Source organism: Exiguobacterium sp. s160 (genome assembly GCF_018617575.1).
Lineage (GTDB): Bacteria > Bacillota > Bacilli > Exiguobacteriales > Exiguobacteriaceae > Exiguobacterium > Exiguobacterium aestuarii_A.
The window spans coordinates 569182-595655 of the sequence record NZ_JACSKK010000001.1 but is presented as its reverse complement, the minus strand read 5'-3'; the positions used below and the strand labels follow the sequence as shown (position 1 = coordinate 595655).

The 26474-nt window shown below is 47.2% G+C and carries 32 protein-coding genes; 26 read left to right on the top strand and 6 right to left on the bottom strand.

Annotated features, from left to right (window positions below):
• Positions 1 to 149: 149 nt before the first annotated feature.
• Positions 150 to 1085: a magnesium transporter CorA family protein gene (locus KNO86_RS03085; protein WP_074033258.1), complete on the bottom strand. Its 936-nt coding sequence runs from the start codon at positions 1083 to 1085 to the stop codon at positions 150 to 152.
• 156 nt (positions 1086 to 1241) lie between these two features.
• Between KNO86_RS03085 and KNO86_RS03080 the strand changes: the two genes are divergently transcribed.
• Entirely contained in the window at positions 1242 to 1604 is a 363-nt protein-coding gene (locus KNO86_RS03080; protein WP_214693986.1) for an Hpt domain-containing protein, read from the top strand.
• 36 nt (positions 1605 to 1640) lie between these two features.
• Here the strand turns inward: KNO86_RS03080 and KNO86_RS03075 are convergent, their stop codons facing one another.
• Complete coding sequence (locus tag KNO86_RS03075; RefSeq protein ID WP_214692850.1) at positions 1641 to 2522, bottom strand: chemotaxis protein CheV; 882 nt, start codon at positions 2520 to 2522, stop codon at positions 1641 to 1643.
• A gap of 222 nt (positions 2523 to 2744) precedes the next feature.
• Between KNO86_RS03075 and KNO86_RS03070 the strand changes: the two genes are divergently transcribed.
• From KNO86_RS03070 to KNO86_RS03030, 9 genes are all read left to right on the top strand, one after another.
• Positions 2745 to 4181: an NADP-dependent glyceraldehyde-3-phosphate dehydrogenase gene (locus KNO86_RS03070; protein ID WP_214692848.1), complete on the top strand. Its 1437-nt coding sequence runs from the start codon at positions 2745 to 2747 to the stop codon at positions 4179 to 4181.
• Positions 4182 to 4289: 108 nt separating this feature from the next.
• On the top strand, positions 4290 to 5264 hold the full coding sequence (locus KNO86_RS03065; protein ID WP_214692846.1) for an MBL fold metallo-hydrolase: 975 nt from the start codon (positions 4290 to 4292) through the stop codon (positions 5262 to 5264).
• Positions 5261 to 6004 carry an SDR family NAD(P)-dependent oxidoreductase gene (locus tag KNO86_RS03060; RefSeq protein ID WP_214692844.1) on the top strand — a complete coding sequence of 248 codons (744 nt, stop codon included), beginning with the start codon at positions 5261 to 5263 and terminating at the stop codon, positions 6002 to 6004. Before KNO86_RS03065 ends, KNO86_RS03060 begins: the two co-directional genes overlap by 4 nt.
• Positions 6005 to 6019: 15 nt before the next feature.
• Positions 6020 to 7195, top strand: a complete 1176-nt coding sequence (locus KNO86_RS03055) for an ABC transporter substrate-binding protein (protein WP_214692842.1) — start codon at positions 6020 to 6022, stop codon at positions 7193 to 7195.
• Complete coding sequence (locus tag KNO86_RS03050) at positions 7182 to 7955, top strand: ABC transporter permease (RefSeq protein WP_214692835.1); 774 nt, start codon at positions 7182 to 7184, stop codon at positions 7953 to 7955. The genes KNO86_RS03055 and KNO86_RS03050 overlap by 14 nt, the downstream gene beginning before the upstream one ends.
• Positions 7952 to 8659, top strand: a complete 708-nt coding sequence (locus tag KNO86_RS03045; protein WP_214692833.1) for an ABC transporter permease — start codon at positions 7952 to 7954, stop codon at positions 8657 to 8659. The genes KNO86_RS03050 and KNO86_RS03045 overlap by 4 nt, the downstream gene beginning before the upstream one ends.
• Entirely contained in the window at positions 8656 to 9543 is an 888-nt protein-coding gene (locus KNO86_RS03040) for an ABC transporter ATP-binding protein (protein ID WP_214692831.1), read from the top strand. The genes KNO86_RS03045 and KNO86_RS03040 overlap by 4 nt, the downstream gene beginning before the upstream one ends.
• Positions 9536 to 10117: a CDP-alcohol phosphatidyltransferase family protein gene (locus KNO86_RS03035; RefSeq protein WP_214692829.1), complete on the top strand. Its 582-nt coding sequence runs from the start codon at positions 9536 to 9538 to the stop codon at positions 10115 to 10117. Before KNO86_RS03040 ends, KNO86_RS03035 begins: the two co-directional genes overlap by 8 nt.
• Positions 10114 to 11040, top strand: a complete 927-nt coding sequence (locus KNO86_RS03030; RefSeq protein WP_214692827.1) for an NAD(P)/FAD-dependent oxidoreductase — start codon at positions 10114 to 10116, stop codon at positions 11038 to 11040. Before KNO86_RS03035 ends, KNO86_RS03030 begins: the two co-directional genes overlap by 4 nt.
• A 16-nt stretch (positions 11041 to 11056) precedes the next feature.
• Here KNO86_RS03030 and KNO86_RS03025 read toward each other — a convergent pair whose 3' ends face one another.
• Together KNO86_RS03025 and KNO86_RS03020 are read right to left on the bottom strand one after the other, a co-directional pair.
• The gene (locus KNO86_RS03025) at positions 11057 to 11410 is read right to left on the bottom strand and encodes an outer membrane protein assembly factor BamD (RefSeq protein WP_214692825.1); all 354 of its coding nucleotides are present in this window, start codon (positions 11408 to 11410) and stop codon (positions 11057 to 11059) included.
• Between the two features lie 102 nt (positions 11411 to 11512).
• The gene (locus tag KNO86_RS03020; RefSeq protein WP_214692818.1) at positions 11513 to 11827 is read right to left on the bottom strand and encodes a thioredoxin family protein; all 315 of its coding nucleotides are present in this window, start codon (positions 11825 to 11827) and stop codon (positions 11513 to 11515) included.
• A gap of 129 nt (positions 11828 to 11956) precedes the next feature.
• On the opposite strand from KNO86_RS03020, the gene KNO86_RS03015 reads away from it, so the two are divergent.
• Positions 11957 to 12499: a PadR family transcriptional regulator gene (locus KNO86_RS03015; protein ID WP_214692816.1), complete on the top strand. Its 543-nt coding sequence runs from the start codon at positions 11957 to 11959 to the stop codon at positions 12497 to 12499.
• A 6-nt stretch (positions 12500 to 12505) separates the two neighbouring features.
• On the opposite strand, the gene KNO86_RS03010 is transcribed toward KNO86_RS03015, so the two are convergent.
• Positions 12506 to 13336, bottom strand: coding sequence for an aldo/keto reductase (locus tag KNO86_RS03010; RefSeq protein ID WP_214692814.1), 831 nt, complete (start codon positions 13334 to 13336; stop codon positions 12506 to 12508).
• Positions 13337 to 13408: 72 nt separating this feature from the next.
• Between KNO86_RS03010 and KNO86_RS03005 the strand changes: the two genes are divergently transcribed.
• From KNO86_RS03005 to KNO86_RS02965, 9 genes are all read left to right on the top strand, one after another.
• Entirely contained in the window at positions 13409 to 13939 is a 531-nt protein-coding gene (locus KNO86_RS03005) for an NUDIX hydrolase (RefSeq protein ID WP_214692812.1), read from the top strand.
• Between the two features lie 112 nt (positions 13940 to 14051).
• Positions 14052 to 14531, top strand: coding sequence for a ferric iron uptake transcriptional regulator (fur, locus tag KNO86_RS03000; RefSeq protein ID WP_012726507.1), 480 nt, complete (start codon positions 14052 to 14054; stop codon positions 14529 to 14531).
• A 182-nt stretch (positions 14532 to 14713) separates the two neighbouring features.
• Positions 14714 to 15598, top strand: coding sequence for a site-specific tyrosine recombinase XerD (xerD, locus tag KNO86_RS02995; RefSeq protein ID WP_214692810.1), 885 nt, complete (start codon positions 14714 to 14716; stop codon positions 15596 to 15598).
• 23 nt (positions 15599 to 15621) lie between these two features.
• Entirely contained in the window at positions 15622 to 16788 is a 1167-nt protein-coding gene (deoB, locus tag KNO86_RS02990) for a phosphopentomutase (RefSeq protein ID WP_214692808.1), read from the top strand.
• Positions 16789 to 16801: 13 nt separating this feature from the next.
• The gene (locus tag KNO86_RS02985) at positions 16802 to 17611 is read left to right on the top strand and encodes a purine-nucleoside phosphorylase (protein ID WP_214692807.1); all 810 of its coding nucleotides are present in this window, start codon (positions 16802 to 16804) and stop codon (positions 17609 to 17611) included.
• Between the two features lie 28 nt (positions 17612 to 17639).
• Positions 17640 to 18941, top strand: coding sequence for a pyrimidine-nucleoside phosphorylase (locus KNO86_RS02980; protein ID WP_074033239.1), 1302 nt, complete (start codon positions 17640 to 17642; stop codon positions 18939 to 18941).
• Between the two features lie 115 nt (positions 18942 to 19056).
• Positions 19057 to 19497: a peptidylprolyl isomerase gene (locus KNO86_RS02975; RefSeq protein WP_074033238.1), complete on the top strand. Its 441-nt coding sequence runs from the start codon at positions 19057 to 19059 to the stop codon at positions 19495 to 19497.
• An 89-nt stretch (positions 19498 to 19586) separates the two neighbouring features.
• The gene (locus KNO86_RS02970) at positions 19587 to 19943 is read left to right on the top strand and encodes a GCN5 family acetyltransferase (RefSeq protein ID WP_031423428.1); all 357 of its coding nucleotides are present in this window, start codon (positions 19587 to 19589) and stop codon (positions 19941 to 19943) included.
• Between the two features lie 90 nt (positions 19944 to 20033).
• Positions 20034 to 20312 (top strand): hypothetical protein, encoded by a 279-nt coding sequence (locus tag KNO86_RS02965; protein WP_214692806.1) that lies wholly within the window; start codon positions 20034 to 20036, stop codon positions 20310 to 20312.
• Between the two features lie 31 nt (positions 20313 to 20343).
• Here KNO86_RS02965 and KNO86_RS02960 read toward each other — a convergent pair whose 3' ends face one another.
• Positions 20344 to 20811 carry a DUF309 domain-containing protein gene (locus KNO86_RS02960; RefSeq protein ID WP_214692805.1) on the bottom strand — a complete coding sequence of 156 codons (468 nt, stop codon included), beginning with the start codon at positions 20809 to 20811 and terminating at the stop codon, positions 20344 to 20346.
• An 83-nt stretch (positions 20812 to 20894) separates the two neighbouring features.
• On the opposite strand from KNO86_RS02960, the gene KNO86_RS02955 reads away from it, so the two are divergent.
• The 6 genes from KNO86_RS02955 to ccsB all read left to right on the top strand — a co-directional run bounded on the left by KNO86_RS02955 (position 20895) and on the right by ccsB (position 26462).
• Positions 20895 to 21662 carry a segregation/condensation protein A gene (locus KNO86_RS02955; RefSeq protein ID WP_214692804.1) on the top strand — a complete coding sequence of 256 codons (768 nt, stop codon included), beginning with the start codon at positions 20895 to 20897 and terminating at the stop codon, positions 21660 to 21662.
• Positions 21640 to 22233, top strand: coding sequence for an SMC-Scp complex subunit ScpB (scpB, locus tag KNO86_RS02950; protein ID WP_074033229.1), 594 nt, complete (start codon positions 21640 to 21642; stop codon positions 22231 to 22233). Before KNO86_RS02955 ends, scpB begins: the two co-directional genes overlap by 23 nt.
• Before the next feature lie 4 nt (positions 22234 to 22237).
• Positions 22238 to 22996 (top strand): pseudouridine synthase, encoded by a 759-nt coding sequence (locus KNO86_RS02945; protein WP_074033228.1) that lies wholly within the window; start codon positions 22238 to 22240, stop codon positions 22994 to 22996.
• 136 nt (positions 22997 to 23132) lie between these two features.
• Positions 23133 to 23714: a redoxin domain-containing protein gene (locus KNO86_RS02940; protein WP_214692802.1), complete on the top strand. Its 582-nt coding sequence runs from the start codon at positions 23133 to 23135 to the stop codon at positions 23712 to 23714.
• Between the two features lie 19 nt (positions 23715 to 23733).
• Positions 23734 to 25278: a cytochrome c biogenesis protein ResB gene (resB, locus tag KNO86_RS02935; protein WP_214692800.1), complete on the top strand. Its 1545-nt coding sequence runs from the start codon at positions 23734 to 23736 to the stop codon at positions 25276 to 25278.
• On the top strand, positions 25278 to 26462 hold the full coding sequence (gene ccsB / locus KNO86_RS02930) for a c-type cytochrome biogenesis protein CcsB (protein WP_214692798.1): 1185 nt from the start codon (positions 25278 to 25280) through the stop codon (positions 26460 to 26462). The genes resB and ccsB overlap by 1 nt, the downstream gene beginning before the upstream one ends.
• Positions 26463 to 26474 lie beyond the last annotated feature (12 nt).

Here is a 26474-nt window from a genome sequence, read left to right as displayed (position 1 = left end):
AAAGTATGAAGAACTGATTTGTGATAAAACATACTTGTGAGAAGATTTTCTGTGAATAAAAAGACAAACTGGTCATCGATTTTCGGTGAGCAGTTTGTCTTTTTATTGAAAATTTGAAGTGAACAAATCTTGTCTTATACTTTTGCCCGTTAGAAATATCGTTTTCGCCATAGGATATAAAAGGCAAGACCAGAAAATCCAATCATCATAGTAATCGCCATGATGAATCCGAACGGCTGTCCTTCCCATGGAACTTGGACGTTCATCCCAAAGATTCCAGAAATCATCGTTGGAATACTGAGTACAATCGTAATCGACGCTAAGAACTTCATGACGAAGTTGACGTTGTTCGAAATGATTGATCCGAATGCTTCCATCTTAATGCTGATGATATCATTATAAATTGACGCCATTTCCATGGCCTGGCGGTGTTCGACGAACACATCTTCTAATAGTTCTTCGTCCTCTTCATGTTTCTCCAAACTTGGTGTCTTGACGATTCGGTCTAAGACACTATCATTCGCTTTCAAAGAGGTCATGAAGTAGACGAGGGATTTTTGCAGGTTCATCAATTGAAAGATCTCTTGATTTCGCATCGAACGTTGTAGTTCCTGTTCAAGCTCATCCATTCTTCGGTCGATTTGTCGCAAGAAACGTAAGTACGTCATACTCACCCGATGTAAAATCTGAAAGACGAAACGACTTCGATAATTCGTCCGGAACAGTCGTGCTTTGCCGTTTGCGAACAAGTTCAAGACGTCAAGCTCACGTGAACAGACGGTGATAAAATGTCGTCCAGTCACGATGATACCGAGCGGGATTGTATTATAAGTTCGCCCCGTATCATCTTCCTCCACGTACGGGACGTCAATGATCATGAGAAGTCCCTCATCATCTTTTTCAAAACGCGGTTTTTCTTCGATATCAAGTGGGTCATATACAAAGTCTTCTGGAATGCCGGACGCCTCGATGACTTGATCGGCCTCATCTTTTGTCGGATTCACGAGTTGAATCCAGCTTCCTTTATCAAAGTCTTCGATTTCATCCACATGGCCTGATGCGTCAGTACGGTAAATCGTCAGCATGCATCTTCCTCCTACCTTAACTCAATCTTATTATAGGTAGCGAAAATGAAGAGTGCAATCCAAAGCAGGAGATTTTTTGTTTTCTCTAGAAAACATGTTACAGTGAAAGGGAACGATCGGATGATCGTTTATTGAGGAGGGGTTATATTGACAAGAATGCCCGAAGACGCTCTGTTCAATGAAGATAAATTAGCGGAGCTCCACCAAATCGCAAATGGAAACATGGAATTTTTGAATAAAATTGCAACCACATATATTAAGCAGTTCGAAGAAAAATACCCTGAATTGCACGCAGCTGTCGAGTCGAACGACTATTCACGTGTCGAACAACTCGCCCATTTATTAAAAGGGGCCTCTTATTCGGTCGGCTTGGAACAGACCGCGCTTCTTTTTCATGACCTTGAACTGGCAGGCGAGAATGCACATCTTGAAGGTGCACATGAAACGCTTGCGACAATCGAGTCGCATAGTCAGCGCTTTTTAGTCGAATGGAATAATCATTTTGAGCAGTTGACATAAAAAAGTTTGCGACCGTGAAGTCGCAAACTTTTTTTGTTACCCTACAAATTCGTCGAGCGTCGCAATCAAAATCCCGATTTCTGGTTTTGTGATTTGAGCATTCGCACCGACGGCCTCGCCTTTATGCTTCAAGTCGTCTGAGATGAGCGACGAGAAGATAATGATTGGAAGGGACGCGTAACGGTCCATCTCCCGGAGACGCTTCGTTAAATGGAGTCCATCCATCTGTGGCATCTCGATGTCCGTGATGAGAAGGTCGCACTCTACACCATCTTGTTCAAACGCATCGAGTGCTTCTTTCCCGTTGTTGAAGACGGTCGTATTGAAATACCCGGCATCATCTAACGTATCGAGGATGAGCGTTCGGAGCATTTCCGAATCTTCAGCAATCCAAATGTTTTTATTCGAACGTTCGCGAGCCCCGAGGCGTTTGACTGATTCGCGGGCCATGATGTCTTTACGAGAAAGTTCGAGTGCGATTCGTTCATAATCAAGTAAGATGATCATTTGGTCACCTGTTTTGACGACACCATTCGTGATGCCTTGGACGCCGCGTGCAAGATCGGAAGGCGTATCAATCTGCTCCCACGAGATGCGTTTGATCTCCGTCACTTGGTCGACACGAAGAACTGATTTTTCCCCGTTAAACTCACAGACAATCAATCGATCGTCACTTCCGACCTCACGTGGGTGATTGATGACCATTGGAAGGTCGATGACGGTCATGACCTCGCCCCGTAATTCGATCAGTCCCATAATTGCCTCTGGTGTACCCGGAAGAGGTGTCAATGGAAGCATCGTGATGATTTCACGTACTTTCATGACGTTGATACCGAATAAGAACGGTCCAGCTTGGAAGATGACGATTTCAAGTTCGTTCGTTCCAGCCTCAAGTAAAATATTATGATCAGTGCTCAATGGTTGTCCCTCCTATTTCACGTACTCTCTCCTTTACTATCGGTCTCAGATCATCAAATCTATAGTGAAAAATTGTCGAACTCTCGTCAGAATTCACAAAAAGTTTCATAGTAACCGTTTACATCTTATAAACTGAATCGTTATAGTTGTCCAATGCAAAAAAATCTGCATACAATGGGGTTGGCAACGAGATATTACAGCTTACTCAGGAGGCAGATAGAGATGATGAGTATGAACACATATCCATATTTATTGAATGGTCAATGGCAGGAATCATCAAGTCAGGAAACGATTGAACTCGTTTCACCATATAAAGACGAAGTCGTAGGTCGCGTTCAGGCGATGTCACGCGACGAAGTCGATGCAGCCATCCATGGCGCAAAACGTGCACAACAAGAATGGGCGACGCTTCCGGTCAACAAGCGCGCTGAATTGTTGTATGCATGGGCAGAGAAACTCGAAGAACGCGTTGATGAGATCGGTCAAATCATCATGCAAGAAGTCGGGAAAAACTTGAACGACGCGAAAAAAGAAGTCGTTCGCACAGCTGAAATCATCCGTTACACAGCGGAAGAAGGCATTCGTTTCAATGGTGGATTCATGCAAGGTGATTCGTTCCCTGGTGGTTCGAAAAACAAGATGGCCATCATCAAGAAAGAAGCGCTTGGTGTCGTGCTCGCGATTTCACCGTTCAACTACCCGGTCAACTTGGCAGCAGCAAAAATTGCGCCAGCTCTCGTCACGGGGAATGCGGTCGTTTTCAAACCTGCGACTCAAGGTGCAATCAGCGGAATCAAGATGGTCGAAGCCCTTCATGACGCAGGACTTCCAAAAGGTCTCTTGAATCTCGTGACAGGACGCGGTTCGGTCATCGGAGATTACTTGACGTCTCACCCAGGAATCGACATGATCACATTCACAGGTGGAACAGGTACAGGTCAACATTTGTCACAACAAGCGTCGATGGTACCGGTCGTGCTCGAACTCGGTGGAAAAGACCCGGCTCTCGTCCTTGAGGATGCAGATTTGACACTTGCGGCAGATCAAATTGTCAGCGGTGCATTCTCATACTCAGGTCAACGTTGTACAGCCATCAAACGTGTCTTCGTCCTCGAAGACCAAGCGGATGAACTCGTTGGCATGTTGAAAGAACGCGTTGCGAAACTCTCGGTCGGTTCACCTGAAGAGAACAGTTTCATCGTTCCTTTAGTCGATGCGAAAACGACAGATTACGTTCAAGGTTTGATTGACGATGCGGTCAACAAAAAGGCGACGGTCGTTCATGGAAATGAGCGTGAAGGAAACCTCATTTATCCGACATTGCTTGATCATGTGACGACAGATATGCGTGTCGCATGGGAAGAACCGTTCGGACCAGTCCTTCCTGTCATTCGCGTGAAATCACTCGAAGAGATGATTGAACTCACGAACGAATCTGAGTTCGGTCTTCAAGCGAGTGTCTTCACACAAAATGTGAATAGCGCCTTTACAGTCGCTGACAAGCTAGAAGTCGGTACGGTCCAAGTGAACGGACGTACGGAACGTGGTCCAGACCACTTCCCATTCATCGGCGTGAAACAATCGGGACTTGGCGTTCAAGGAATCGGACGTAGCCTCGAGACGATGACGCGCGATAAAGTGACGGTTATCAACTTATAATATTCACCATTCGTGAGGGGGAGATGTCCCCCTCTTTTTTGTTTGATTGAAAACGCATCTTTCAGACGGGTATAATGGAGAAAGACAGGAAGAAGGGGTGGTGATGACGTGGCGGACTGGATTTCAAGCCAACTGGCAAGACTCGATATTCCGACACCGTTCGAAGTTGGAAACGTGAACGTATATATCGTTGAACATATGAATCGCTTTTTTATGGTCGACTGTGGACCAGATACGGAAGAAGCGTGGACTTCATTGAATCGGCAACTTGAAGAGCTTGAACTATCGTTGTCTGACATCGACTTTTTATTTTTGACGCATCATCATGCCGACCATGCGGGGCAGGCGTGGCGACTTCGTGATGCCTCGATTCCGGTGTATGGGCACGAGAAGCTCGTTCGATACTTAGAACAAACCCCGAATTTTCTAAAAAGGGGCAACCACTTTTTACATGAATTGGCGCTCTCATTTGGAGCACCGGCGCCACTCGTGGAAAAATTGCCAGACTATCGGGAAGCATTACGTTGGATTGGGCCGACGACCGTCACCATGACGTTTAGTGACGGACAAGCTGTGACACCGGACGGGGCGTGGCAAACGATTCATTTGCCGGGACATGCGAGTGACCAGCTCGGATTGATCGGTCCTGGAAGCGTTTTGATTGCGGGAGATCACTTGATTGATAAGGTCGAACCAAATCCACTCATTGAACAACCGTATGAGGATGAAGGGTTTGCCTCACCGGTTATTCTCTACATCGATTCACTTAAAAAGTTGCGTGGAATCGATTTGAAACTTGTCGTCAGTGGACATGGTGAACCGATTCATCATCCGAACGATTTGATTGAGAACCGGATCCGACAACGGTATGAACGCAGTGAACAATTGCTCGCTGAATGGGAAGATGGACTCAGTGTCTTTGATTGGTCGATGAAATTATATGGGAGAAAGATGCGAAGTGGTATGCCACTCGTCTTTAGCGAGGTGTTCGCACGACTCAGTTTACTCGAAGAGCGTGGCGACATCGAGAGACGCCGAGATGACCAAAAATGGATTTATACAAAGAAAGAAGCGATGTCATGAAACGGGTAGTCATTACAGGTGCGTCAAGCGGACTCGGTGCCGCATTGGCGCATTCTTTTTATGAAAAAGGATATAGCGTGTTATTGATTGGAAGAAATGAAGAACGTTTGAAAACCATTGCGACCACATGTGAGGGAGAATGGATACGCGCGGACGTCACGAAGGCGGATGCTCTTGTCGATGATGTGATCGAGCGATTTGGGAAGTTTGACATTTGGGTCAATAATGCAGGAATGGCTGAATTTGATTTCGTGACCGATCAATCGACTGATGTGATGGAAGAGACGATGCATGTGAATGCCGTCGCTCCGATGTTGTTGTCGAGAAACGCTGCCAGAGTGTTAGGACGTGGAGGTGTCATCATCAACATTTGTTCGCAAGCTGCGAAAGTTCCGACACCGAAATCAGCCGTTTACGCAGGGGCGAAGGCGGCACTTCTACAGTTCTCTAACGCCCTACGACTCGAGTTGAAGCCGCATGGGGTCCATGTCATGACTGTCAATCCGGGACCGATTGCCACCCCGTTCTTTGATCGAGCCGACAAGAGTGGTACATATGCCCAAAGCGTTAAGGGAATCATGCTCGATCCGAAACGATTGGCCGATGCGATTGTCAGAGGGAGTTTGACGCGTAAACGCGAAATAAATGCACCGTGGTGGATGAATATCGGTGCGAATGTGTATGCAATCTGCCCAAATATGTTCGAAATGCTCGCAAAACGGGGATTTGAGAAAAAGTAAAAAAGGGGGAGAACGATGAAGAAATGGAGAGTATTGCTCGCAACGTTTATGCTCACTTTCGTTGCAGCATGTGGGAATGAAGAGGCGGTTGAGTTTTCGGACTCATTCGAAGCTGCGGCTGAGTCAGCGAACGGGTCGACCGTCAACTTATATATGTGGGGTGGGGACGAGGGAATTAACAGCTATATTGATGACTACGTGGCACCCCGGCTTGAGGAATCTTACGATGTCGAATTAAATCGTGTCGCGATGAATACGGCAGAATTCGTACGTCAGCTATCGCTCGACAAAAAAGCGGACAGACAAGTCGGAACAATCGACGTCGTCTGGATTAACGGCGATAATTTCCGAAATGCGAAAGAAGCAGGACTCCTTCGGGATGGACTGATGGAGCGTGTCCCAAATGCCACGTTATTAAATGAAACGGCTCAACAATCAGATGCCGGTACACCGACAGATGACTTGGAACTCGCTTGGGGAAATGTACAGTTTATCTTGCATTACGATGCAGCGAAAGTAGACAATCCTCCAGAATCGTTTGAGCAATTACGTCGCTGGACCGAAGACAACCCAGGTCGTTTCACGTATCCTGAAGTCACAGATTTCACTGGAAATGCTTTTGTCCGTCATCTTTTATATGAGCGCTACGGTGACGAATTGAACAATAATGCGACCGTTGAAGAGTCGTTCTGGGATGATTTGAAAGCATGGTCCCCGAATTTATGGAAAGAAGGACAGACGTATCCGAAGACGCTTGAACAACTCGATCAACTCTATGCATCAGGGGAAGTTTGGATGACGATGGGCTTCAATGAACGTCGAGCAGAAGCGGAAGTGATGGAAGGCATTTTCCCGAAAGAGACACATGCACTTCTCTTAGATCACTCGATTGCCTCGACGCACTTTTTGGCGATCCCCTTCAATTCACCAAATCCAGATGGGGCGCTCGTTCTCATTCAAGAACTGTTGTCGCCAGAAGCTCAGCTCGTGAAACAAGGTCCTGATTATTGGGGAGATGGGACGTCACTCGATTTGACAAAACTTGACGCAAACGACCAACAAGCCTTCGAAGAGCTAGGAGACGGCGTGACGTATCCGAATCCGGAACAGTTACTCGAACGGTCGATTCCAGATTACGGACCGAACATCATTGATGTCGTACGCGAGGAGTGGCCGCGTGTTGCGAAGTAGTGTCGCGTTAACGATTCTCGTATCTTTTTTGCCGCTCGCTGCCCTCCTTTTTCTAGGAATGGAGGCGCAAGGGACGGATTGGGGCGCACTGTTGACAGACGAAACGTGGCGAGATAGTTTGTTCGCAACGCTTTATGTCGTCAGTGTGTCAACCATCCTATCACTCTTCTTCGGAACGTGGGTTGCACGGACGGTTGTAAAACAAAGATGGCGATTCACATCGACAATCTTGAAAATCCCAATGTTCGTTCCTCACATCGCAGCGGCGTATTTGTTTTGGATATTATTTAGTGGGTCCAATGGTTTATGGGGGATTGAGGCGAACGAGCGAGATTATGTGACGGTCATCCTGACATACATATGGAAGGAGACGCCGTTCGTCTTTTTAATGATGCTCGGGACGTATGAACAATTGAATCGCAGTTACGTAGAAACGGCGAAAACGCTACAACTTTCTCCCTTTGCACAATTCAAACATGCAGAGTTCCCGTTCTTGATTAAACCGTTGCTCGACTCGACCTGGATCTTAATCGCTTTTATTTCATTTGCGTATGAGGTTCCGGCACTGCTCGGTGTGACCTATCCAAAACTAATCGGTGTCCTCGCTTACGAACGACTCTCTACGGGACTCTATTTGGAGGCGACAGAACCGTATGCTGTCGCCCTTATTTGGACATGTCTTGTCGGATTCGGTGTATTCGTTTCTTACGTGATGACCGCATCTGTTCGTCGACGGATTGAACGGGGGGTGAGGCGATGATTCGTCAAGGATTCATCTTACTTATTGCGTTATTCCCGTTCGTCAGTTTATTTTTAGTCGCTCCGTCAATGGAAATCGGGAATGTTGAGTCCATTGTTCATACGGTTGGATTAACCATTATTCTATCCGGAATCAATGTGTGGCTCGCGACGACATTTGCCTGGTGGCTCTTATGGACAGAATCGAGATGGAAAAGTGTCATAGAATGGCTTGTGTTTTTACCGTTGTTCATTCCGATGCTTGCCACACTGTTTGGGCTTTACCTGATTTTAGCGGAAGTTGGGCTAATCGGGACGTATGTCGGAGTCATACTTGCCTTGCTCGTCGTGACGATTCCATATTCAATCCGTCTCGCTTATAACGGAATGGCGGTCATCGGTCGTCCACTTTTAGAACAGGCACGACTATTGCCGATGAGTCGACGAGTCGTCTATGTGCTATATCCGCTCTTCTCGAGAATGATGCGGACCATCGCGTTATTCACGACCGTCATTTTACTCAGTCAATTCGCACTCATTCAGCTGATCGGTGCAGGATTGATCCCGACGGTGACGACAGAATTGTATCAATCTTATGCGGGAAACAATAGGAGTCTCGCGCTCTCGAACACATGGATGCTCATTTTATTCCCCGTAGTCATCTATTTCTTGCTTTCCGGATGGAATCGATGGATGGTGCGTATGCTGAAAGGACGTTTGCAATGAGTTTGAATGTACACGATTTACGTAAACAATTTGGATCAAGACAAATACTGGACGGTGTTGATTTTAAAGTCGCACCTCATGACATTCATGCAATCGTCGGGGTGAGCGGCTCAGGGAAATCAACAATTCTCCGAATCATCGCAGGTCTCGAGACGGCTGATGGAGGTGATGTGTGGTGGAATCATCGATCCTTACACAACATTCCTGCCCATAAACGTCGCGTGACGATGCTATCGCAGACTGCATTGTTGTTTCCACATCTGACGGTAGGGGAGAACGTCACACTCGCGACACGTGGGCGTTCACGTAAACAAGCAGAACATTGGTTACAAGTCGTTCGCCTCACTGACCGGTACGATGCTGAAATACACGAACTATCGGGTGGCGAACAGCAACGTGTTAGCCTTGCCCGGGCTCTAGCAGCAGAACCGGAACTTCTGTTGTTGGATGAACCGTTCACAAACCTTGACCCGAAGCTAAAACTTGATTTGCAACGTTTCATCCGTGACTTAGTCAAAGAGCTCGGCCTCACGGCAGTATTGGTCACCCATGACCGAGAAGAGGCGATGCTCATGGCAGATCGAGTGACACTGCTTGAAGCTGGCAAGGTGACGCAGACAGGGACCGCAGAGGAGTTATATGACTCCGCACCTGGATTCGGAGACTTTGTCATGCTCGATGGCAAACTTCGACCATTGTCCGAGGTGGAAATATCCGAAGCGATTGGTGAACCGGTGCAATTGATGAAGAAAATTTATCGGTTCGGTCAGTGCTTTGGAGAATATCATTTCGAGGATGGGAGGTCGGTCATGTTACCGACGCATGAATGGTTTCAAATCGGAATGACATATCGAATCAAACGAAAGGAGGAATACCATGCTTGATACGTACGGGAGTCGTTACGTCCAACCTGTCATTGAACGGGGGGCAAATCGACTGCTCAAATGGAACTTTACACCGAATGAAGTAACCATTTTAGGCGGAATCATAGGGGTTTCGACAGGAATCTTTATTTATAATGACATGCACTGGACGGCCGTTATCTTATTGTGGCTATCTGGTTTGTTTGATGTCTTGGATGGAACGATGGCACGAAAATCCAAAACGACTGGTTTTGGAACGGTGCTCGACCTCGTCTTAGACCGGTTCGTCGAATTATCGGTCGTGATTGCCCTCGCACTTCGCTATCCGGAATACATGCCAATCTTTCTCATATTGATTGGATCATTTGTCATTGCGATGACGCTATTTTTAGCTGTTGGTGCAAGTAGTTCAAGGCGATCAGAGAAGACATTTTATTATCAGCCTGGAATTATTGAACGAACGGAATGCTTCATCTTGTTCACGTTGATGATTCTCTTCCCAAACTGGGTCGGTGTGATTGCGCTTATCTTTTTAGTACTTGAAGTGATGACGATCACGCAACGATTCATCGAGGCGCGGAGAATTTTGCGATGAAACCAGTATTGGTGTTGGCAGGACTCGGTCACGGACAGCTTGAAATTTTGGACCGTCTTGATGAGATTCGTGAACATTATGATGTTCGCTATATTGGAGGGCGACAGACGGTGTATACAGGTGCCTTCCCACAAGTGATTGCTGGATTCATGAACTCCGCGACAGTCAAATTGCCTCGACTTGAACCGGTCGCAGAACGGGTTATCTCGATTGACCCTCATCAGCAGACCGTACAAACGGAAAAAGGGGCGATTCACTACGATCAACTAGTGCTGGCGACGGGTGCAAAAAGCAGAGGGATTGGGACACCTCTCAAACCGATGACGCAAGCTCTCCTAGAGCGCATTGATTCGAGTTCGGAAGTGACAATCGCTGGAGGAGGCAAAGCCGGGGTAGAATTGGCGTTTACATGCGCTCGGACGAAAAATGTGACGCTCTATGCAAAACGGATCTTGCCAGAGGCGCCGGCTCACACCCAAAAACAAATCGAACGTCTTTTAGTGAAGTCAGGCATCATGGTCGTAAAACGACAGCTTCAAGATGACGCATCAGAAGGATTCTTGTTAGATGCGACTGGCGTCGTCCCGGTTGAATGGTGGGCTGAATCCGGGCTTGCAAAACCTGACAATTTTATAGACACGGATGAATATTTACGTCATCATCAGTTTACAAATATATATATAACAGGAGATATGGCATCCTGCTTAAATGGAGGCGTCGATGCTGTCAAATCGGGGCGCTTTGTTGCCAAGCGGTTACTCGGTGAGACGAGTCAACCATTTCGAAGACGTCAATCGATGAATATACTATTGACGACACCAGGTCGTGCCTTGCTGACATTTGGACAGTTCACGTGGCATGGACGACTTCCGTATTACGTGAAGCGTTTCATTGACTCGCGATATGTTCGGCACTACAAGTAGTCGGATGTCTAAATCTTCATTCGCTCGGCAAATAGCCAATCACTTCATTCGATTCTGATTCAACGAGCACTTGTGGAGTCTCGACCGTGCGCTGTGAATCAGAAGGAAACGTGACGAGCCAGGCCCTTGACCCTTCAAAGCGTGAATCAATTAATTCAAAACGATTGTCGACTGTGATGGATTGAATCGTGGCCTGTTTGCCATCTTCGTCGGTTGGTAGCCAATCCATATTGTTTAGATATTCAATTGCATGATTTATGATGACTTTCTCATCATCCGGTGGTATAGCTGATGAGGTGGATGATTGTGTACAGCCGACTAACATGAAGATTGTGAAACAAAGTGCGGTAAAAAGGCGAGTTCGAGTCATGATCATTCTCCTTTCCTGTTTGGTTATTTCTTACAGTATAGACGAGGATGACATAAGCGTGTACAAAAAAATCCTGCAGCCGATAGGTCTGCAGGAATCAGGTTATGCTTGAATCGTATCGAGGAATGAACGAATTTGCATCTCCGTCTTGGCGTTTGCCGAGTGGAGGTGTTCTTGTTTTACCCCGTCTTTATAATAGAGAAGTGAAGGGATGCCGCGAACTTCTTGAGCATCAGATAATTCTGGTAGTTCGTCGCGGTCGACGACATGCCAGTTAAACTGTGGATAGTCTTTGACGAGCTCGTCGACATACATGTCGAGACGTTTGCAGTCCGGGCACCATGACGTGGTGAAGACTACCATTCCATGATCTTTTGTGGTTTCGTCAAATTGTTGTGATGAATGAATCGGTTGCATAGACAACTCTCCTTTCTTCTATCTATTTTGTCGGGTTTTAAACGAGTCGTCAACAGATTGGCATTCTCGAATCCATAGAAGAATGTGATACACTTATAAAAATAGCATGATAAGGAAAAGGTGATGGATATGGCGTTACGTCACGCATTGCTCGGGTTATTGACCCATCAGCCTGCGACCGGGTATGCCCTGAACGCAACGTTCAAGGCGCAGATGATTCATTTTTGGAACGCACACCATACACAGATTTATCGGGAACTGTTAAAGATGGAAGAAGATGACCTTGTCTCAGCGGAGCATATTTCGCAACAGGAGTTGCCAGATAAGAAAATCTACTCGATCACGGATCAAGGACGTGAGGAGTTGATCAACTGGCTGCGTCAACCGACAACGTTTCAACCAAAAATGAAAGATGAGAACCTATTGCGAGTCAGTTTGCTTCAATTGCTTCCGGTCGAAGAAGCGGTCCGATATATCGAAGAGACAAAAGCCCATCACGAACAAGTTGCCCAACAAATTCGGATGTTTCAAGAAGAACATCAATCAGATGAAGATACGCTCGGCTATTTATTGACGAGTGAATATGCGATTCGGATGATGGAAAACTATGCCGGATGGGCAGACTGGGCAATCGAACAGATTAAAGCGCGCAATGAAAAACACGTGACCTGAAACAGTTCAGGTCACGTGTTTTGTATAAGGATGAATCGGCAGACGGGCGAGTAGGCGGTCAAGCGCATCTTCATCGATTTCAGTCTCGAACGCGCGAATTGTCTCGTTCAATTGCTTCACTGAAGAGGCGCCCGGTAAGACGATGTCACAGAAACGCTTAGCGGCTTCGAGTGCATACGCCTGAATCGGATTAGGCATCATCGCCAATTCACTGGCAAGTTCCTCTTTTCGCCATGCCTCAAATCCTTTATCCCCGAGTCGTGTCTCCCATTCATCCGTTAGTAATCCTTTGGCAAGAACACCACGACCTACGATCGGAATCGACAATTCAAGCGTCTCTGGTCGTCGATCAAGAAGGGAATACGGCGTCATGAGCACATCGAGAGCTCCGGAAGCGCCCCAATGTTTGATGACGTTCGGTCGAATCGATGAGAGTCCGATTTGTCGGATGAGACCATCACGCTTCTGTTTTTGCGCCCATTCAATCGTTGCATCGAGGTCGTCCTCGAGCGTACCGCCGTGAATATAATATAAATCAAGATAATCGGTTTGTAATCGTTCGAGCGATCCGTGTAACGCTTCCTCTAAGTACGACGGATTAGGATTCCAACGCATCCCGTCTTCAGTCAGTTCGTTTCCACCTTTACTCGCTAAAAAGAGTTGTTTTCGTTCCTGACCTAACGTTTCCCCGATTACGCGCTCGACAGCTTGTCGTGCATAGACATCTGCTGTATCAATATGACGAATCCCTGATTGAATGGCCATCTCCAGGATCTTCTTCGCCTCAATCTCCCCATGTTTCAAAATCGTCATCGTTCCGAGTCCGAGTTCACTCATATGGATTCCTCCTTGTTCGAAATGTTGGTTTGACTCATAATCAGAGTATATCGAAAAGTGAGGAGTAATCATATGGAAGAAAAAACGATTGAGCGGGAAGTCATCTACGAAGGTAAGATTTTCGATGTGGAAAAGCATGTCGTCTCCCTTCCGAATGGAAACACGTCTGTGCGAGAACTCGTCTATCACAATGGTGCTGTTGCCGTGCTCGTCATCGATGAATCGGACAAAATTGTCATGGTAGAGCAGTATCGAAAAGCGTTTGAATCGATGTCGCTTGAAATCCCAGCAGGCAAACTTGAAAAAGGGGAAGAACCGGTATCGAGTGCCGAACGTGAGTTAGCTGAAGAGACCGGATATACGGCGGAGTCGCTCGAAAAGATTTTCTCTTTCTACGGAGCCCCAGGTTTTTGCAGTGAACGAGTCGATGTGTTTGTCGCGAAAGGATTATCAGCGGGTGAAATGAATCTTGACGAGGATGAGTTTTTAAACGTGAAACGATATTCTTTTGAAGAGGCGGTTGATTTGTTAGACAGAGGTGTCATCACCGATGCGAAGACAATCATGGCGATACAATGGTGGCAATTGTCTAGATTAAAATAATTCTAATCTGAAATTTTATATGGTAAACTTACATAGTAATGATTTTAAATTGAAAATTGATTAAAACTTCGGTATGCTTTGTGTAGTGAACTATGTAAAGAGGGGGCGCCTTATGGAAACGCGAATTGAACGAATTAAACAGCAATTGAGCGCCAAAGGATATAAATTGACACCGCAACGTGAATCAACGGTTCGCATCTTACTTGAGAATGAGAGTGACCATTTGAGTGCCGAGAACGTCTTTATGCTCGTCAAGAGCATCGCACCAGAAATCGGACTCGCAACGGTGTATCGCACACTTGAGTTATTGACTGAACTCGGTGTTGTCGATAAAGTCAACTTCGGTGACGGGGTTGCACGCTTTGATTTGCGTCCTGAAGGGGCGAATCATTCGCACCACCATCTCGTCTGTGTCGAATGCGGATCGGTTGAGGAAATCATGGAAGACTTGCTCGTCGATGTTGAGAAAAAAGTCGAGAGCAAATATGAATTTTTGATTAAAGACCATCGCTTGACGTTTCACGGCATCTGTAAAGTGTGCCAAGCAAAAGGCGTCACGCTCGAAGGTCATAAAGCAGTAATTAACGGATAACGATTACTTTAAACCATTCTTTCTATAAGGATGGTTTTTTCTAATGTTCTTTTAAAGAAAAGGCTCACTTAATCTTGTCACAAAAAAGTGAATAAAAAATGAGGTCAGACATCTTCACAACGGTTTACATAAGTGATATGCTGTAAGCGTATTCAGGCGAAATGTGGAAGGAGGAGGGTATGATGCGTTCGCATATCGAGTCATTTCTTCAGTACATGACGGTTGAAAAGCGGATGTCCGCTAACACGAGACAAGCGTATGCGAGCGACTTGACGCAATACGCATCGACTTTGACCCAGTTGGGGGTGGAGGATTGGAACGACGTGACACGTTCTCATATCGTTAAGCATATCGAAGAGCTGTCACAGGCGGGGCGTGCTTCGTCTTCTTTGAGACGGGCTGTCAGTTCAATCCGCATGTTCCATCATCATCTAAAAATGACCGGGGTCACGACGACAGATCCGTCTCTTTATCTAGAGACGCCGAAAGCAGAGAAAAACCTTCCGGATACTTGGTCACAAGCGGAAGTCGAGCGTCTCTTAGATAGCGTCCCGACATCCGACCCCCTCTCACTTCGGGACCGTGCGATGCTCGAGTTGCTTTACGGGACCGGAATGCGGGTCAGTGAACTTTTAGGTCTTGATTTGGATGATTTGCAGTTCGAATTGGGGTATCTACAATGTGAAGGGAAAGGCGAGCGCGCTCGAATCATTCCGGTTTCGTCGGTCGCGCAAGGGTTTGTTGAGCGATATATTCAACAAGCTCGAAACGGACTCGGCGGCAGAGAGACCGAAGCGCTCTTTTTAAACGGCAGAGGTGGACGGCTCAGTCGTCAAGGATTTTGGAAGATGATCAAACGACGTGCCAAGCTTGCAGGAATTGATAAGGAGATCACACCTCACGTTCTCCGTCATTCCTTTGCGACACACTTGCTCGAGAACGGCGCTGACTTACGTGCCATTCAACAAATGCTCGGTCATGCGGATTTAGCGACGACGCAAGTGTATACACACGTCAATAAGTCGCGGCTACATGATGTGTATCGCAAGCATCACCCTCGTGCCTAGACATTGAAAAGGAGGAATTTTTTGTGAAGAAGTTTAAACGTATTTTTTTAGTGGTCATGGACTCGGTCGGTATCGGTGAAGCACCGGATGCTGAACAGTTTGGTGACAAAGGGGCCGATACGCTCGGACATATCGCTCGTGAACATAACGGATTGAACATGCCGAATATGGGAAAACTCGGACTCGCGAACATTAAACCGATTCAAGGAATCGACGTGTCGGAGACGCCAAGTGCATATGGTCGTATGGAAGAAATCTCGGCAGGTAAAGATACGATGACAGGTCATTGGGAAATCATGGGTCTTCATATCGAGACGCCGTTCCGTGTTTTTGAAGAATTCCCGGACGATTTGATTCATCGTCTAGAAGAGTTCAGTGGCCGTAAAGTCATCGGAAACAAGCCGGCATCAGGTACAGCCATCTTAGATGAGCTCGGTAAAGAACATGTCGAGACAGGTGCGCTCATCGTTTATACATCAGCAGACTCGGTTCTACAGATCGCCGCGCACGAAGAGATTGTGCCAATCGACGAGTTGTACCGGATTTGTGAATACGCGCGTGAGATTACACGTGAAGACCCGTATATGCTCGGTCGTATTATCGCCCGTCCGTTCATCGGCACACCTGGTGCATGGGTACGTACGGCAAATCGTCATGACTACGCACTCAAACCTTTCGGTAAGACAGTCATGAATACGCTCGAAGAGGCTGGGAAAGATGTCATCGCTCTCGGGAAAATCAGTGATATCTACGACGGTGAAGGTGTAACGAAAGCGGTCCGTACGAAATCGAATATGGACGGGATGGACAAGTTGGTCGAATCACTCGAAGAAGATTTCGAAGGGCTTTGCTTCTTAAACTTGGTCGACTTTGACGCATTGTTCGGTCATCGTCGTGATCCGGAAGGCTACGCCGTCGCGCTTGAAGAATATGATGCCCGTCTACCTGAAGTGATGGAGCGTCTCCGTGAAGACGACTTACTCATCATCACGGCAGACCACGGGAATGACCCAGTACATGCTGGTACAGACCACACGCGTGAATATGTACCGCTCATCGTGCATCACACTGGAGCGAAAGCAGTTGATCTAGGTATTCGAGGTACGTTCGCAGATATCGGTGCGACAGTAGCTGACAACTTTGACGTTGCGGCACCATCAAACGGAAAGAGTTTCTTAAACGAAATTTGAGGAGGCAATATTCATGGTAAATTGGAACGAAACAAAAGCGTTTTTGCAGGAGCGTATGGGCGATACACCAGAAATCGGACTTATTCTCGGGTCAGGTCTTGGGGTCCTCGCGGACGAAATTGAGAATCCGGTTGCAATCCCTTATGAGGAGATTCCACACTTCCCAGTTTCGACCGTCGAAGGACATGCAGGACAACTCGTGTTCGGGGAACTTGAAGGAAAACGCGTCGTCGCGATGCAGGGACGGTTCCACTTCTATGAAGGATACTCGATGGAACAGGTGACGTTCCCTGTTCGTGTCCTCAAATTGATCGGTGTCGAGACACTCATCGTCACGAACGCGGCAGGCGCGTGTAACGAGTCATTCAACCCAGGTGATTTGATGATCATCACGGATCACATCAACTTCTTCGGGACAAGCCCACTTATCGGGAAGAATGCGAGTGAATTCGGGACTCGCTTCCCAGATATGTCAGAAGCGTACGATAAAGAATTCGTGAAATTGACAGAACGCGTCGCTTCTGACCTCGGACTCACTGTCCAAAAAGGGGTTTACTTCGGGAACACAGGCCCAACATACGAGACACCAGCAGAAGTGAAAATGGCACGTCTTCTCGGTGGTGACGTCGTCGGGATGTCGACGGTACCAGAAGTCATCGTCGCGCGTCACTCGGATATGCGCGTTCTCGGGATTTCGTGTGTCTCGAACATGGCGGCAGGGATTTTAGATCAACCACTTAACCATGAAGAAGTCATCGAGACGACGGAACGTGTCCGTCAAGACTTCCTTTCACTCGTGCGCGGCACGATTAAAAGCATGTAAGTAACTTATTTCTAGGAGGACGACAGTTATGCGTATGGTCGATTTGATTTTGAAAAAACGTAACGGTGGAGAATTGAACGAAGAGGAGATTCGCTTCGTCGTCGAAGGATTCACGAACGAAACGATTCCTGACTATCAGATGTCGGCATTGTCGATGGCCATCTATTTTAACGGGATGACTGAAAACGAGACGGCAGCCTTGACGATGGAAATGGTGAAGTCGGGCGATACGATCGATCTTTCGAACATCGAAGGGAAGAAAGTCGATAAGCACTCAACGGGCGGAGTCGGTGACAAGATCAGCTTGATCGTCGCACCACTCGTCGCGTCAATCGGGATCCCGGTCGCGAAAATGAGTGGCCGTGGTCTGGGTCATACGGGTGGTACGATTGATAAACTCGAATCGTTCCCAGGTTTTAACGTCGAATTGACGGAAGAACAATTCACGAAACAAGTAAACGACATTAAGATGTCGATTATCGGTCAGACGGGGAACTTGACGCCAGCTGACAAACGTCTTTATGCGCTACGTGATGTGACGGCTACCGTTGAGTCGATTCCACTCATCGCGAGTTCAATCATGTCGAAAAAGATCGCAGCAGGAGCTGACAGTATCGTCCTCGACGTCAAGACGGGTTCTGGTGCGTTCATGAAGTCGTTCGATGATGCGAAAGCACTCGCAGAAGAGATGGTCGCAATCGGGAAGAACGTCGGTCGTAAGACGGTCGCTGTCATCACCGACATGGACCAACCGCTCGGCTTTGAAATCGGGAACGCGAACGAAGTGAAAGAAGCTATTGAAGTCCTTTCAGGTAAGGAAGTAGAAGACTTGAAAACAATCGCGCTCACGATTGCAGGTCATATGGCTGTCCTCGGTGATTTCTATCCAACGTTTGACGAAGCATATGCAGACCTTGAAAAACGAATTGCTGACGGTCACGCCCTCGAGGTGTTCCGTAAGTTCGTCGAAGCACAAGGTGGGGACGCGTCGCTCGTCGATGACGTGACAAAATTACCACAAGCTTCATACGAGACGACATTCGTCGCAAAAGAAGCGGGTTATGTCGAGTCGATCATCGCAGACGAAGTCGGTGTCGCAGCGATGCTTCTCGGAGCAGGTCGTGCGACGAAAGAAGACAAGATCGACTTCGCGGCAGGCATCACGCTCGAGAAGAAAGTTGGCGACCGTGTCGAGGCGGGCGATGTGATTGCCGTACTCCGCTCGAACATGGAAGACATGTCTTCGGCTGTCGAACGTTTAGATCACGCGTATACAATCGGTGCGACGAAACCAGAAGCTCGACCACTCGTTCACGCTGTCATCCAATAAGGCAGAACGTCTGTTTCCACAAAAAAAGTGGAGACAGACGTGTTTTTTTGATAAGATGGGTAATGTGAGTGTAAAACAGCAGGATACATATTCAAATAAAGGGGTTGCTTGAAACATGAAAAAAGGTTCTATGAAACTTGAAAATGGCGAAATGATTGAATTTGATTTATTCCACAACGAGGCACCGATCACGGTCGAAAACTTCGAAAAACTTGCGAACAGCGGGTTCTACAACGGATTAACATTCCACCGTGTCATTCCTGGATTCGTCAGCCAAGGCGGTTGCCCGGATGGTACTGGAATGGGTGGTGCTGGTTATACGATTCCATGTGAGACATCGACTTCTTTCCCACACAAACACGAAGCGGGATCACTCTCGATGGCACACGCAGGACGTAACACAGGGTCTTCACAGTTCTTCATCGTCCACGAGCCACAACCACACTTGGATGGTGTCCATACAGTTTTCGGTAAAGTGACATCTGGTCTTGAACATGCCGTCAAACTTCGTCAAGGAACGAAGATGGCAGAAGTGAAGGTTTGGGACGAGAATTGATTTTTGCCTGAAGGTTATGGCACAATGAACCATGTCTCTCACGTCTTCACATCGTGAAACTTGAATGACTAAAGGTGGTGAACCCAGCGATGCTGGTCAAATATAAACGTTCTTATGAAAAGACGGCGATGGGTCTACTCGCATTCTCATGCAGTGACAAATCTCCGCTTAGCTTGCTTGAACTCGTCCGATCGTATGACGAGGAAGAGTCGAAGTTCCTCTATTTGTGGAAAGTCGGTGAAGACTTCGTCGGCATCATTGGAATGGAGCAGCAAGGAACGACGATGGTCATCGACCATATCGCCTTGTCGCCATCATTCCGTGGCGAGAAACGTTCTTACGAGCTTCTAGACGAGGTGAGAAACGTACTTCCACTTGATTTGACGTTAACCGGTACAGGCAAGACGGGCGATTTATTGGATAAATGGAATCAATTAGTCGTCTGATGACAAAAACCCCCGTAATCACGATCGTGATTACGGGGGTTTTACATATTGCATGGAGTAAATCACAAACCCTTTAAATGAGGTGGATTCATGAATCGAGTAACAATCGATGAACTGATCAATCGATTGGAGCAAGTGCTCAGGCAAGAACGAACGCGAGAAGAAATCTCTGACTGGGCATATCAGTGGATGGAACAGTATGAAAATATAGATGGATTTGATTGGACAGCTTCTGACGAGGTGGTTTGGCCCTGCTTACAAACAATCTATGGCATGGATTTACTTGAAACCCCTTCTGAATATTTACATGATCGGAGCGATCTCGAGAGTTGGGTGATGGCGTTTAAGAAGTTAAAAAATCATCATTGATCATGAAAAGGAGACTTCTTGAATCTTGACGTCAACTTCTTGCACGTTGCCTTTTTAATAGTGCCAACTCCCGTTCCGTGATGACCTCACTCCGGTCACGGTGAAGATGCTTGTGGACCAATTCCTCGAACGACAGGTCTGTCGATGGGAATGTCGGTTTTAGTGATTCGACCGTGTCACGAACATCCTGTTGTAAGGGGAGCTTCGTGTGTAACGGCCATTCATCAAGCTGTGCGATGAAGGAGTCGACATCCAGACCGAGCTCATGTAAATAGGGGGAAGCGATGTCCATCTTTCGACGTAAGAGTCGCAAGCTCTTTTTCGCGCCGATGAGATTGTCTCGTCGTAGATGATAGTGAATGACGGCGTATTGGATGAGTGCCGCATAGCCGTGATGACGACGTCCGTCTGCCTGCCACGCTTCTTCTAATACCTCATGACATTCGAAATAATCGGCATGACATTCAAAAAGCAACGTATAATGAATAAAAGGGGTCATGAATCATTTTTCTCCTTTCGTGTCCACGGTGTTATAAAACATGTTATACTAAAGCGCAAAAATGTAAAATGGCAGGTGTCTCTATGGAAGCCTATAACGTTAAAATCGATACGTTCGAAGGTCCACTCGACCTGTTGCTCCATTTGATTGGAAAAATGGAGATTGATATCGTCGACATTTCCGTGGCAGAAGTCACTGACCAGTATGTCGGCTATATTCGCACGATGCAAAAATTTGAACTCGACGTGGCCAGTGAATACTTGGTCATGGCGGCGACGTTGCTCCAGTTAAAGAGCAAACAGTTGTTACCGCCTGTTCAGGTCGAGGATGAGGATGTTCCAGACTTTAGCGAAGAACCGACGCGTGAGGGACTCATTCGTCAATTGATCGAATACAAAGCATATAAAGAAGCAGTCGTTTTTATGCGTGAACAGGAAGAACATCGTCTTGAACTTTACACACGACCGGGAGAAGATTTGACGAACTACATGTCAGAGGAAGTGTCGAAGTACGACGGACCGCTGAACTTCTCAGACCTTCTTCATGCCTATTCTAAAATGATTGAACGGAAACGTTGGAAAGAACGACGCAAAAAGACGATTAAACGCGAAGAGCGAACGCTCGAGGAACAGATGACGAGACTTCATGAGCACGTTTCTTCTACGCGACAGACATCGTTTTTCGCCTTCTTTGTAGAACGACCGAACGTCTCAGATCTCGTCGTGACGTTTATGGCGCTTCTTGAGCTGATCAAGCTACGGGTCGTCGAAACGAAACAACTTGACCAAGACATTCAAATCTCGTTCATCGAATCATCAAAGAAAGGGGATGAAGCGGTTGCTGTCCTATGAAACGATTATCGAAGGATTGCTATTCGTCGTCGGGGACGAAGGGATGGAAGTCCGAGCGCTCGCAGAGACGCTCGACATCTCAGAGGCTGCTGCGCGAGAACAGCTCAGTAAGTTAGAAGCCTCGTTTAAAACATCGAACCGACCGTTCCAACTCATGGAATCGGCAGGTGTGTACAAACTTGTGACCGTTCCAGACGTGTCTCCCTACATTCAAAAATATGTCGGGACGATGGCGGAGCAGGCACTTTCACGCGCGGCGATGGAGACGCTCGTCATTATCGCCTATAAGCAGCCGGTCACGCGGGCGGACATCGAAGAGGTTCGCGGTGTCAAAGTGGAGCGAGTCATTCATACACTATTATCAAAAGGGTTAATCGAATCAGCCGGTCGTGCTAAAACAATTGGTCGTGCCAAGTTATATCGGACGACAGAGCATTTCCTCGACCACTTTGGATTTAATTCGCTCGAGGAATTACCACCATTAACATTTGAGGATGAACTGACAGACGAAGGCGATTTGTTCTTCGGTCAGGAATCACCGAAGCAAGAAGAGAGATTGGAGAAGGATTAATCATATGGAACGTTTGCAAAAAGTAATCGCACAAGCGGGGGTCGCCTCGCGTCGTAAAGCGGAAGAAATGATTTTGGATGGTCGCGTCCGCGTCAACGGAAAAGTGGTACGTGAACTCGGGACGAAAGTCGGACCGAAGTCAGAGATTGAGGTCGATGGCGTCAAAATCGAGCAAGAAGAGCATGTCTACTACGTGCTTTATAAACCGAGCGGCTATGTGTCGACGGTAGAAGACGATAAAGGACGTAAAGTGATCACGGATCTCGTGCCACCAGGGGCACGTGTTTTCCCGGTCGGACGTCTTGACTATAACACGACAGGACTCATCATCTTGACGAATGATGGAGAGTTCTCGAACATGATGACGCATCCGAAATATAAGATTCAAAAGCGCTATGTGGCAAAAGTGAAGAACATCCCTTCTTACTTGGCAATCAAGCAACTGGAGTCAGGTGTTCAGCTCGATGACGGATTCAAAACGGGTAGTGCGAAAGTGAAGATGAAGTCTGTCGACCAGAAAAAGAATACGGCCATCCTTGAGATCGTCATCTCGGAAGGACACAATCGTCAAATCCGTCGCATGGTCGAAGCAATCGGTTCTGAGGTCATCAAATTGAAGCGTGAACAGTTCGGTTTCTTGACGCTCGACGGTCTCAATACCGGCGACTGGCGTGAACTTTCACACAAAGAGATCAGCAAGCTTCGTGAACTCGCGAATCCGACGGTTCCACCTAAACCACGAGGCAAAAAGAAGAAAAAATAACAACAAAAAATCGTCCTGAAATAGGATGATTTTTTTGATTGTGTAAATTGTGTGACAAAAAAATGAAAAAAGTCTGTTAATGTGCGTTTTTAATGTTTTTTCAGTACAATAGCAACTGAAGGATGGTGTGAAAACGATGACAAAAGATCAAAAGAAAGACGACCGCATGGAACAAGCGGTCGCGAAAAAGAAAAAGAGGTCATTTTGGCGCTTAATGATTATGACGGTCGTTCTCTTTGCGGGAGCCATCACCGTCATGCAATTGTTCGACCAAGCCGGTAATGACGGACGCATCGAGGCAGGGGACGAGGCACCGAACTTCAAACTCGTCACACTCGATGGTTCAACCCTTTATGAACGTGACACATACGAAGGAAAAGGAATGCTTCTCAACTTCTGGGGTACATTCTGTGAACCTTGTAAGAAAGAAATGCCGGTCGTACAGGAAAATTACGCAACACTGCAAGACATGGGTGTCGATTTTTGGGCGGTAAACGTCGGTGAGACACCGCTACGCGTCGATAACTTCGTGAACGACCTCGGTGTCGGTCTCGATTATCCGATCTTGATGGACACGAAGAGTGAAGTCGAGAAGGCCTATGGCATTTATAACTTACCTGTCACATTCGTCATCGATGGTGAAGGAAACGTAATTGAAAAATATGAAGGTGAACTCACGAAAGAGAAATTGATGGAGCTAGCCGAGAAGTCATTGTAAGCGAACGGGGGACGCACAGATGCTAGATATGAAATACGAAGGCGCTGATTTACGGTCGAAGCGTCGTCCTAAATCGGTCATTGACCGGGTGTGGAACTTATTCGCATCGGTCAAAGTGGGATTGTGGTTGATTGCGCTGATTATTGTCGGCTCGGCAATCGGCACGATTTTCCCTCAAGAAATGTACATCCCACAACAGTTACCTCCAGAGCAATATTACTTGGAGGAGTATGGGACGCCAGGTTCGATTTATTATGCGCTTGGATTCCATAACCTATATACATCTTGGTGGTATATCGGTCTCATCGTCATGTTGACGCTCTCGCTCATCGTCGTATCGATTGACCGTGGTGTCCCGCTCTATAAAGCGCTCAAGAATCAGCCGGTTAGACGGACAGAGCGCTTTATGAAAGGACAACGCCTCTTCGGACAAGGCGAAGGAACAGACGCTCAGATTGACGAGATGGAAGTGTCGCTCAAGAAGAAACGGTATCAAGTCAAACGGGACGGAGATGCCTTGTTGGCTGAAAAACATCGTTTCGGTCGTTGGGGTCCATACGTGAACCACGTTGGTCTCGTCATCTTCTTCCTCGGGGCGATGCTCCGCGTGTTCCCGGCATTCCACACGGATACACTCGAGTGGATTCGTGAAGGAGATACGGTCTCACTAGAGGCGACAGACGGGGAATACTATTTACGGAATGACCAGTTCATTCTTGAAATGTATGACCCGGAGAACAATGAGGAAGATGCGAAGTTCGCAGCTGCCATTGAAAAAGCCGGAGCCGTTCCAAAAAACTACGAGACGGAACTGACATTATTTAAGAAGACGGGAACGAACGAGGACGGATCGCCGCAACTCGAACAAGTCGATGTCGGTTCGACGAAAGTCAACCACCCGTTTAAGTTCGAAAAATATGAAGTGTATCAAGAGCAATATTCAAGTCGTCCGGAATTCTTGTCAATGTCGTTCATGCTTGCCGATAAACAGACAGGTGACGAGTATGGACCGTTTAAAGTCGACCTCGAGAATCCGGAAAAGTCGTATGACTTAGACGGGGTCACGGTCACGTTGAAAGACTTGTATCCTGATTTTGAGGTGAAGGATGGGCAACCGAACACGAAATCACCACGTGCACTGAATCCTGCCTTCTTCTTCGATGTCGAATCACCTGAAGGCGAGACGGAATCAAACTTGATTGGTATCCGACTTAACGTCGCTGATGAAGAAAACCGGTACGAAGTAAAGTTTGCGGGCACAGAGATGGCAAGCACGAGCGGTCTTCGAGTGAAGAGTGACTCGACGTACCCGATTCTGATCGTCGGTGCGACCATCTTCATGATTGGAATTGTGATGGGCATGTATTGGCCACACCGCCGTGTCTGGATTCGTCGTCATGAAGATGAGGTACTCGTCGCAGGCTTTACGAACAAAAACCCGTCCTCGCTCCGTCGAGAGGTTTCGCCATTATTAGAACAGGCCGGTTTACCGATGTGGGAAGATCAGGCGAGATTTACTTCGAAGCCGGAGAACGAGTCAACAGATGAAAGAGGGGAATCTTGATGGAATGGATTGAATGGAGCAGCCGAATGCTGTTTATCGCATTCTTCCTTTACGCGATCTCGACGGTTCTCTTTACGATTGCCGTTAGTGGTATGCGTAAGGATCGAAACGTCAACCGTGTCGCCTATGGGAAGTATGCCTTCATCTTGGCAATTATCGGATTTATCGCCCAAATGACATATTTCTTTATGCGTTGGGCAGGTGTCGGCTATGCGCCGGTATCAAACTTATATGAATATACGACGTTCTTCGGCATGATGATGGTGCTCGGGTTCCTCGTCGTATACGGGATTTATAAAAATGATGTACTCGGATTGTTCGCGATGCCAGTGGCGTTACTCGTCATTGCTTTCGCCTCGATGTTCTCGAGTGAGGTCGCACCGCTCATTCCGGCACTCAACAGTGTATGGTTAAAAATCCACGTCACGACGGCAGCGCTCGGACAAGGGATTTTGGCCATCAGTTTTGCGTCAGGTCTCATTTTCTTATTGAATGAGACATCGATGAAAGAACAGTCTAAGTCACGGACGTGGCTTGAAGTGACGATGTTCGTTCTCATGTGTACACTCGGGTTCATCATCGTGTCGATGCTCTTCAAAGGAATCGGTGCCGGTGGAGTCGTCGAATTCACGAATGACCGCGGTCAAGTCGAGACGTATGAATACTTCATGCCAATCCTATTCGTACCAGAAGGGGCACAGCTCTTGTCAGGAGCGAGCGGTTTGTCACTTGAGTTGCCGAATTGGATCAATACACTCAAGTTGAACACGCTCATCTGGTCGGTGATCGGTGGTGTCGTGATTTATGCGTTGCTCCGTTTCGTCATTTTGCGAAAACGCATTGCTGAAGCGCTTCAACCGCTTGCGAAAAAGGTCGACCTCGACCTTGCTGATGAGATCAGCTATCGCTCGGTCGCAATCGGATTGCCGGTCTTTATCCTCGGCGGTCTCATCTTTGCGATGATTTGGGCACAGATTGCATGGAACCGCTTCTGGGGTTGGGATCCAAAGGAAGTATGGGCCCTCATTACGATGCTCATTTATATTTATTACTTGCATATGCGCATCCAGCGCGGTTGGACCGGAACGAAAGCGGCTTGGTTATGTGTCGGTGGATTTGCCATCATCATGTTCAACCTCGTCTTCGTCAACTTGGTCATCGCCGGTCTACATTCATATGCATGACGCGAAAGAAGT

Excerpts from the sequence above, each read along its gene's own strand:
- KNO86_RS02960 (WP_214692805.1), bottom strand. The coding sequence starts at position 20,811 with ATGACCCCTTTTATTCATTATACGTTGCTTTTTGAATGTCATGCCGAT.
- KNO86_RS03040 (WP_214692831.1), top strand. The coding sequence starts at position 8,656 with ATGAGTTTGAATGTACACGATTTACGTAAACAATTTGGATCAAGACAA.
- KNO86_RS02940 (WP_214692802.1), top strand. The coding sequence starts at position 23,133 with ATGACAAAAGATCAAAAGAAAGACGACCGCATGGAACAAGCGGTCGCG.
- KNO86_RS02945 (WP_074033228.1), top strand. The coding sequence starts at position 22,238 with ATGGAACGTTTGCAAAAAGTAATCGCACAAGCGGGGGTCGCCTCGCGT.
- KNO86_RS03010 (WP_214692814.1), bottom strand. The coding sequence starts at position 13,336 with ATGAGTGAACTCGGACTCGGAACGATGACGATTTTGAAACATGGGGAG.
- KNO86_RS02955 (WP_214692804.1), top strand. The coding sequence starts at position 20,895 with ATGGAAGCCTATAACGTTAAAATCGATACGTTCGAAGGTCCACTCGAC.
- scpB (WP_074033229.1), top strand. The coding sequence starts at position 21,640 with ATGAAGCGGTTGCTGTCCTATGAAACGATTATCGAAGGATTGCTATTC.
- xerD (WP_214692810.1), top strand. The coding sequence starts at position 14,714 with ATGCGTTCGCATATCGAGTCATTTCTTCAGTACATGACGGTTGAAAAG.
- KNO86_RS03085 (WP_074033258.1), bottom strand. The coding sequence starts at position 1,085 with ATGCTGACGATTTACCGTACTGACGCATCAGGCCATGTGGATGAAATC.
- KNO86_RS02970 (WP_031423428.1), top strand. The coding sequence starts at position 19,587 with ATGCTGGTCAAATATAAACGTTCTTATGAAAAGACGGCGATGGGTCTA.
- KNO86_RS03035 (WP_214692829.1), top strand. The coding sequence starts at position 9,536 with ATGCTTGATACGTACGGGAGTCGTTACGTCCAACCTGTCATTGAACGG.
- KNO86_RS03020 (WP_214692818.1), bottom strand. The coding sequence starts at position 11,827 with ATGCAACCGATTCATTCATCACAACAATTTGACGAAACCACAAAAGAT.
- ccsB (WP_214692798.1), top strand. The coding sequence starts at position 25,278 with ATGGAATGGATTGAATGGAGCAGCCGAATGCTGTTTATCGCATTCTTC.
- resB (WP_214692800.1), top strand. The coding sequence starts at position 23,734 with ATGCTAGATATGAAATACGAAGGCGCTGATTTACGGTCGAAGCGTCGT.
- KNO86_RS03055 (WP_214692842.1), top strand. The coding sequence starts at position 6,020 with ATGAAGAAATGGAGAGTATTGCTCGCAACGTTTATGCTCACTTTCGTT.
- fur (WP_012726507.1), top strand. The coding sequence starts at position 14,052 with ATGGAAACGCGAATTGAACGAATTAAACAGCAATTGAGCGCCAAAGGA.
- KNO86_RS03060 (WP_214692844.1), top strand. The coding sequence starts at position 5,261 with ATGAAACGGGTAGTCATTACAGGTGCGTCAAGCGGACTCGGTGCCGCA.
- KNO86_RS02965 (WP_214692806.1), top strand. The coding sequence starts at position 20,034 with ATGAATCGAGTAACAATCGATGAACTGATCAATCGATTGGAGCAAGTG.
- KNO86_RS02975 (WP_074033238.1), top strand. The coding sequence starts at position 19,057 with ATGAAAAAAGGTTCTATGAAACTTGAAAATGGCGAAATGATTGAATTT.
- KNO86_RS03030 (WP_214692827.1), top strand. The coding sequence starts at position 10,114 with ATGAAACCAGTATTGGTGTTGGCAGGACTCGGTCACGGACAGCTTGAA.
- KNO86_RS03070 (WP_214692848.1), top strand. The coding sequence starts at position 2,745 with ATGATGAGTATGAACACATATCCATATTTATTGAATGGTCAATGGCAG.
- KNO86_RS02980 (WP_074033239.1), top strand. The coding sequence starts at position 17,640 with ATGCGTATGGTCGATTTGATTTTGAAAAAACGTAACGGTGGAGAATTG.
- KNO86_RS03025 (WP_214692825.1), bottom strand. The coding sequence starts at position 11,410 with ATGACTCGAACTCGCCTTTTTACCGCACTTTGTTTCACAATCTTCATG.
- KNO86_RS03005 (WP_214692812.1), top strand. The coding sequence starts at position 13,409 with ATGGAAGAAAAAACGATTGAGCGGGAAGTCATCTACGAAGGTAAGATT.
- KNO86_RS03080 (WP_214693986.1), top strand. The coding sequence starts at position 1,242 with ATGCCCGAAGACGCTCTGTTCAATGAAGATAAATTAGCGGAGCTCCAC.
- KNO86_RS03045 (WP_214692833.1), top strand. The coding sequence starts at position 7,952 with ATGATTCGTCAAGGATTCATCTTACTTATTGCGTTATTCCCGTTCGTC.
- KNO86_RS02985 (WP_214692807.1), top strand. The coding sequence starts at position 16,802 with ATGGTAAATTGGAACGAAACAAAAGCGTTTTTGCAGGAGCGTATGGGC.
- KNO86_RS03015 (WP_214692816.1), top strand. The coding sequence starts at position 11,957 with ATGGCGTTACGTCACGCATTGCTCGGGTTATTGACCCATCAGCCTGCG.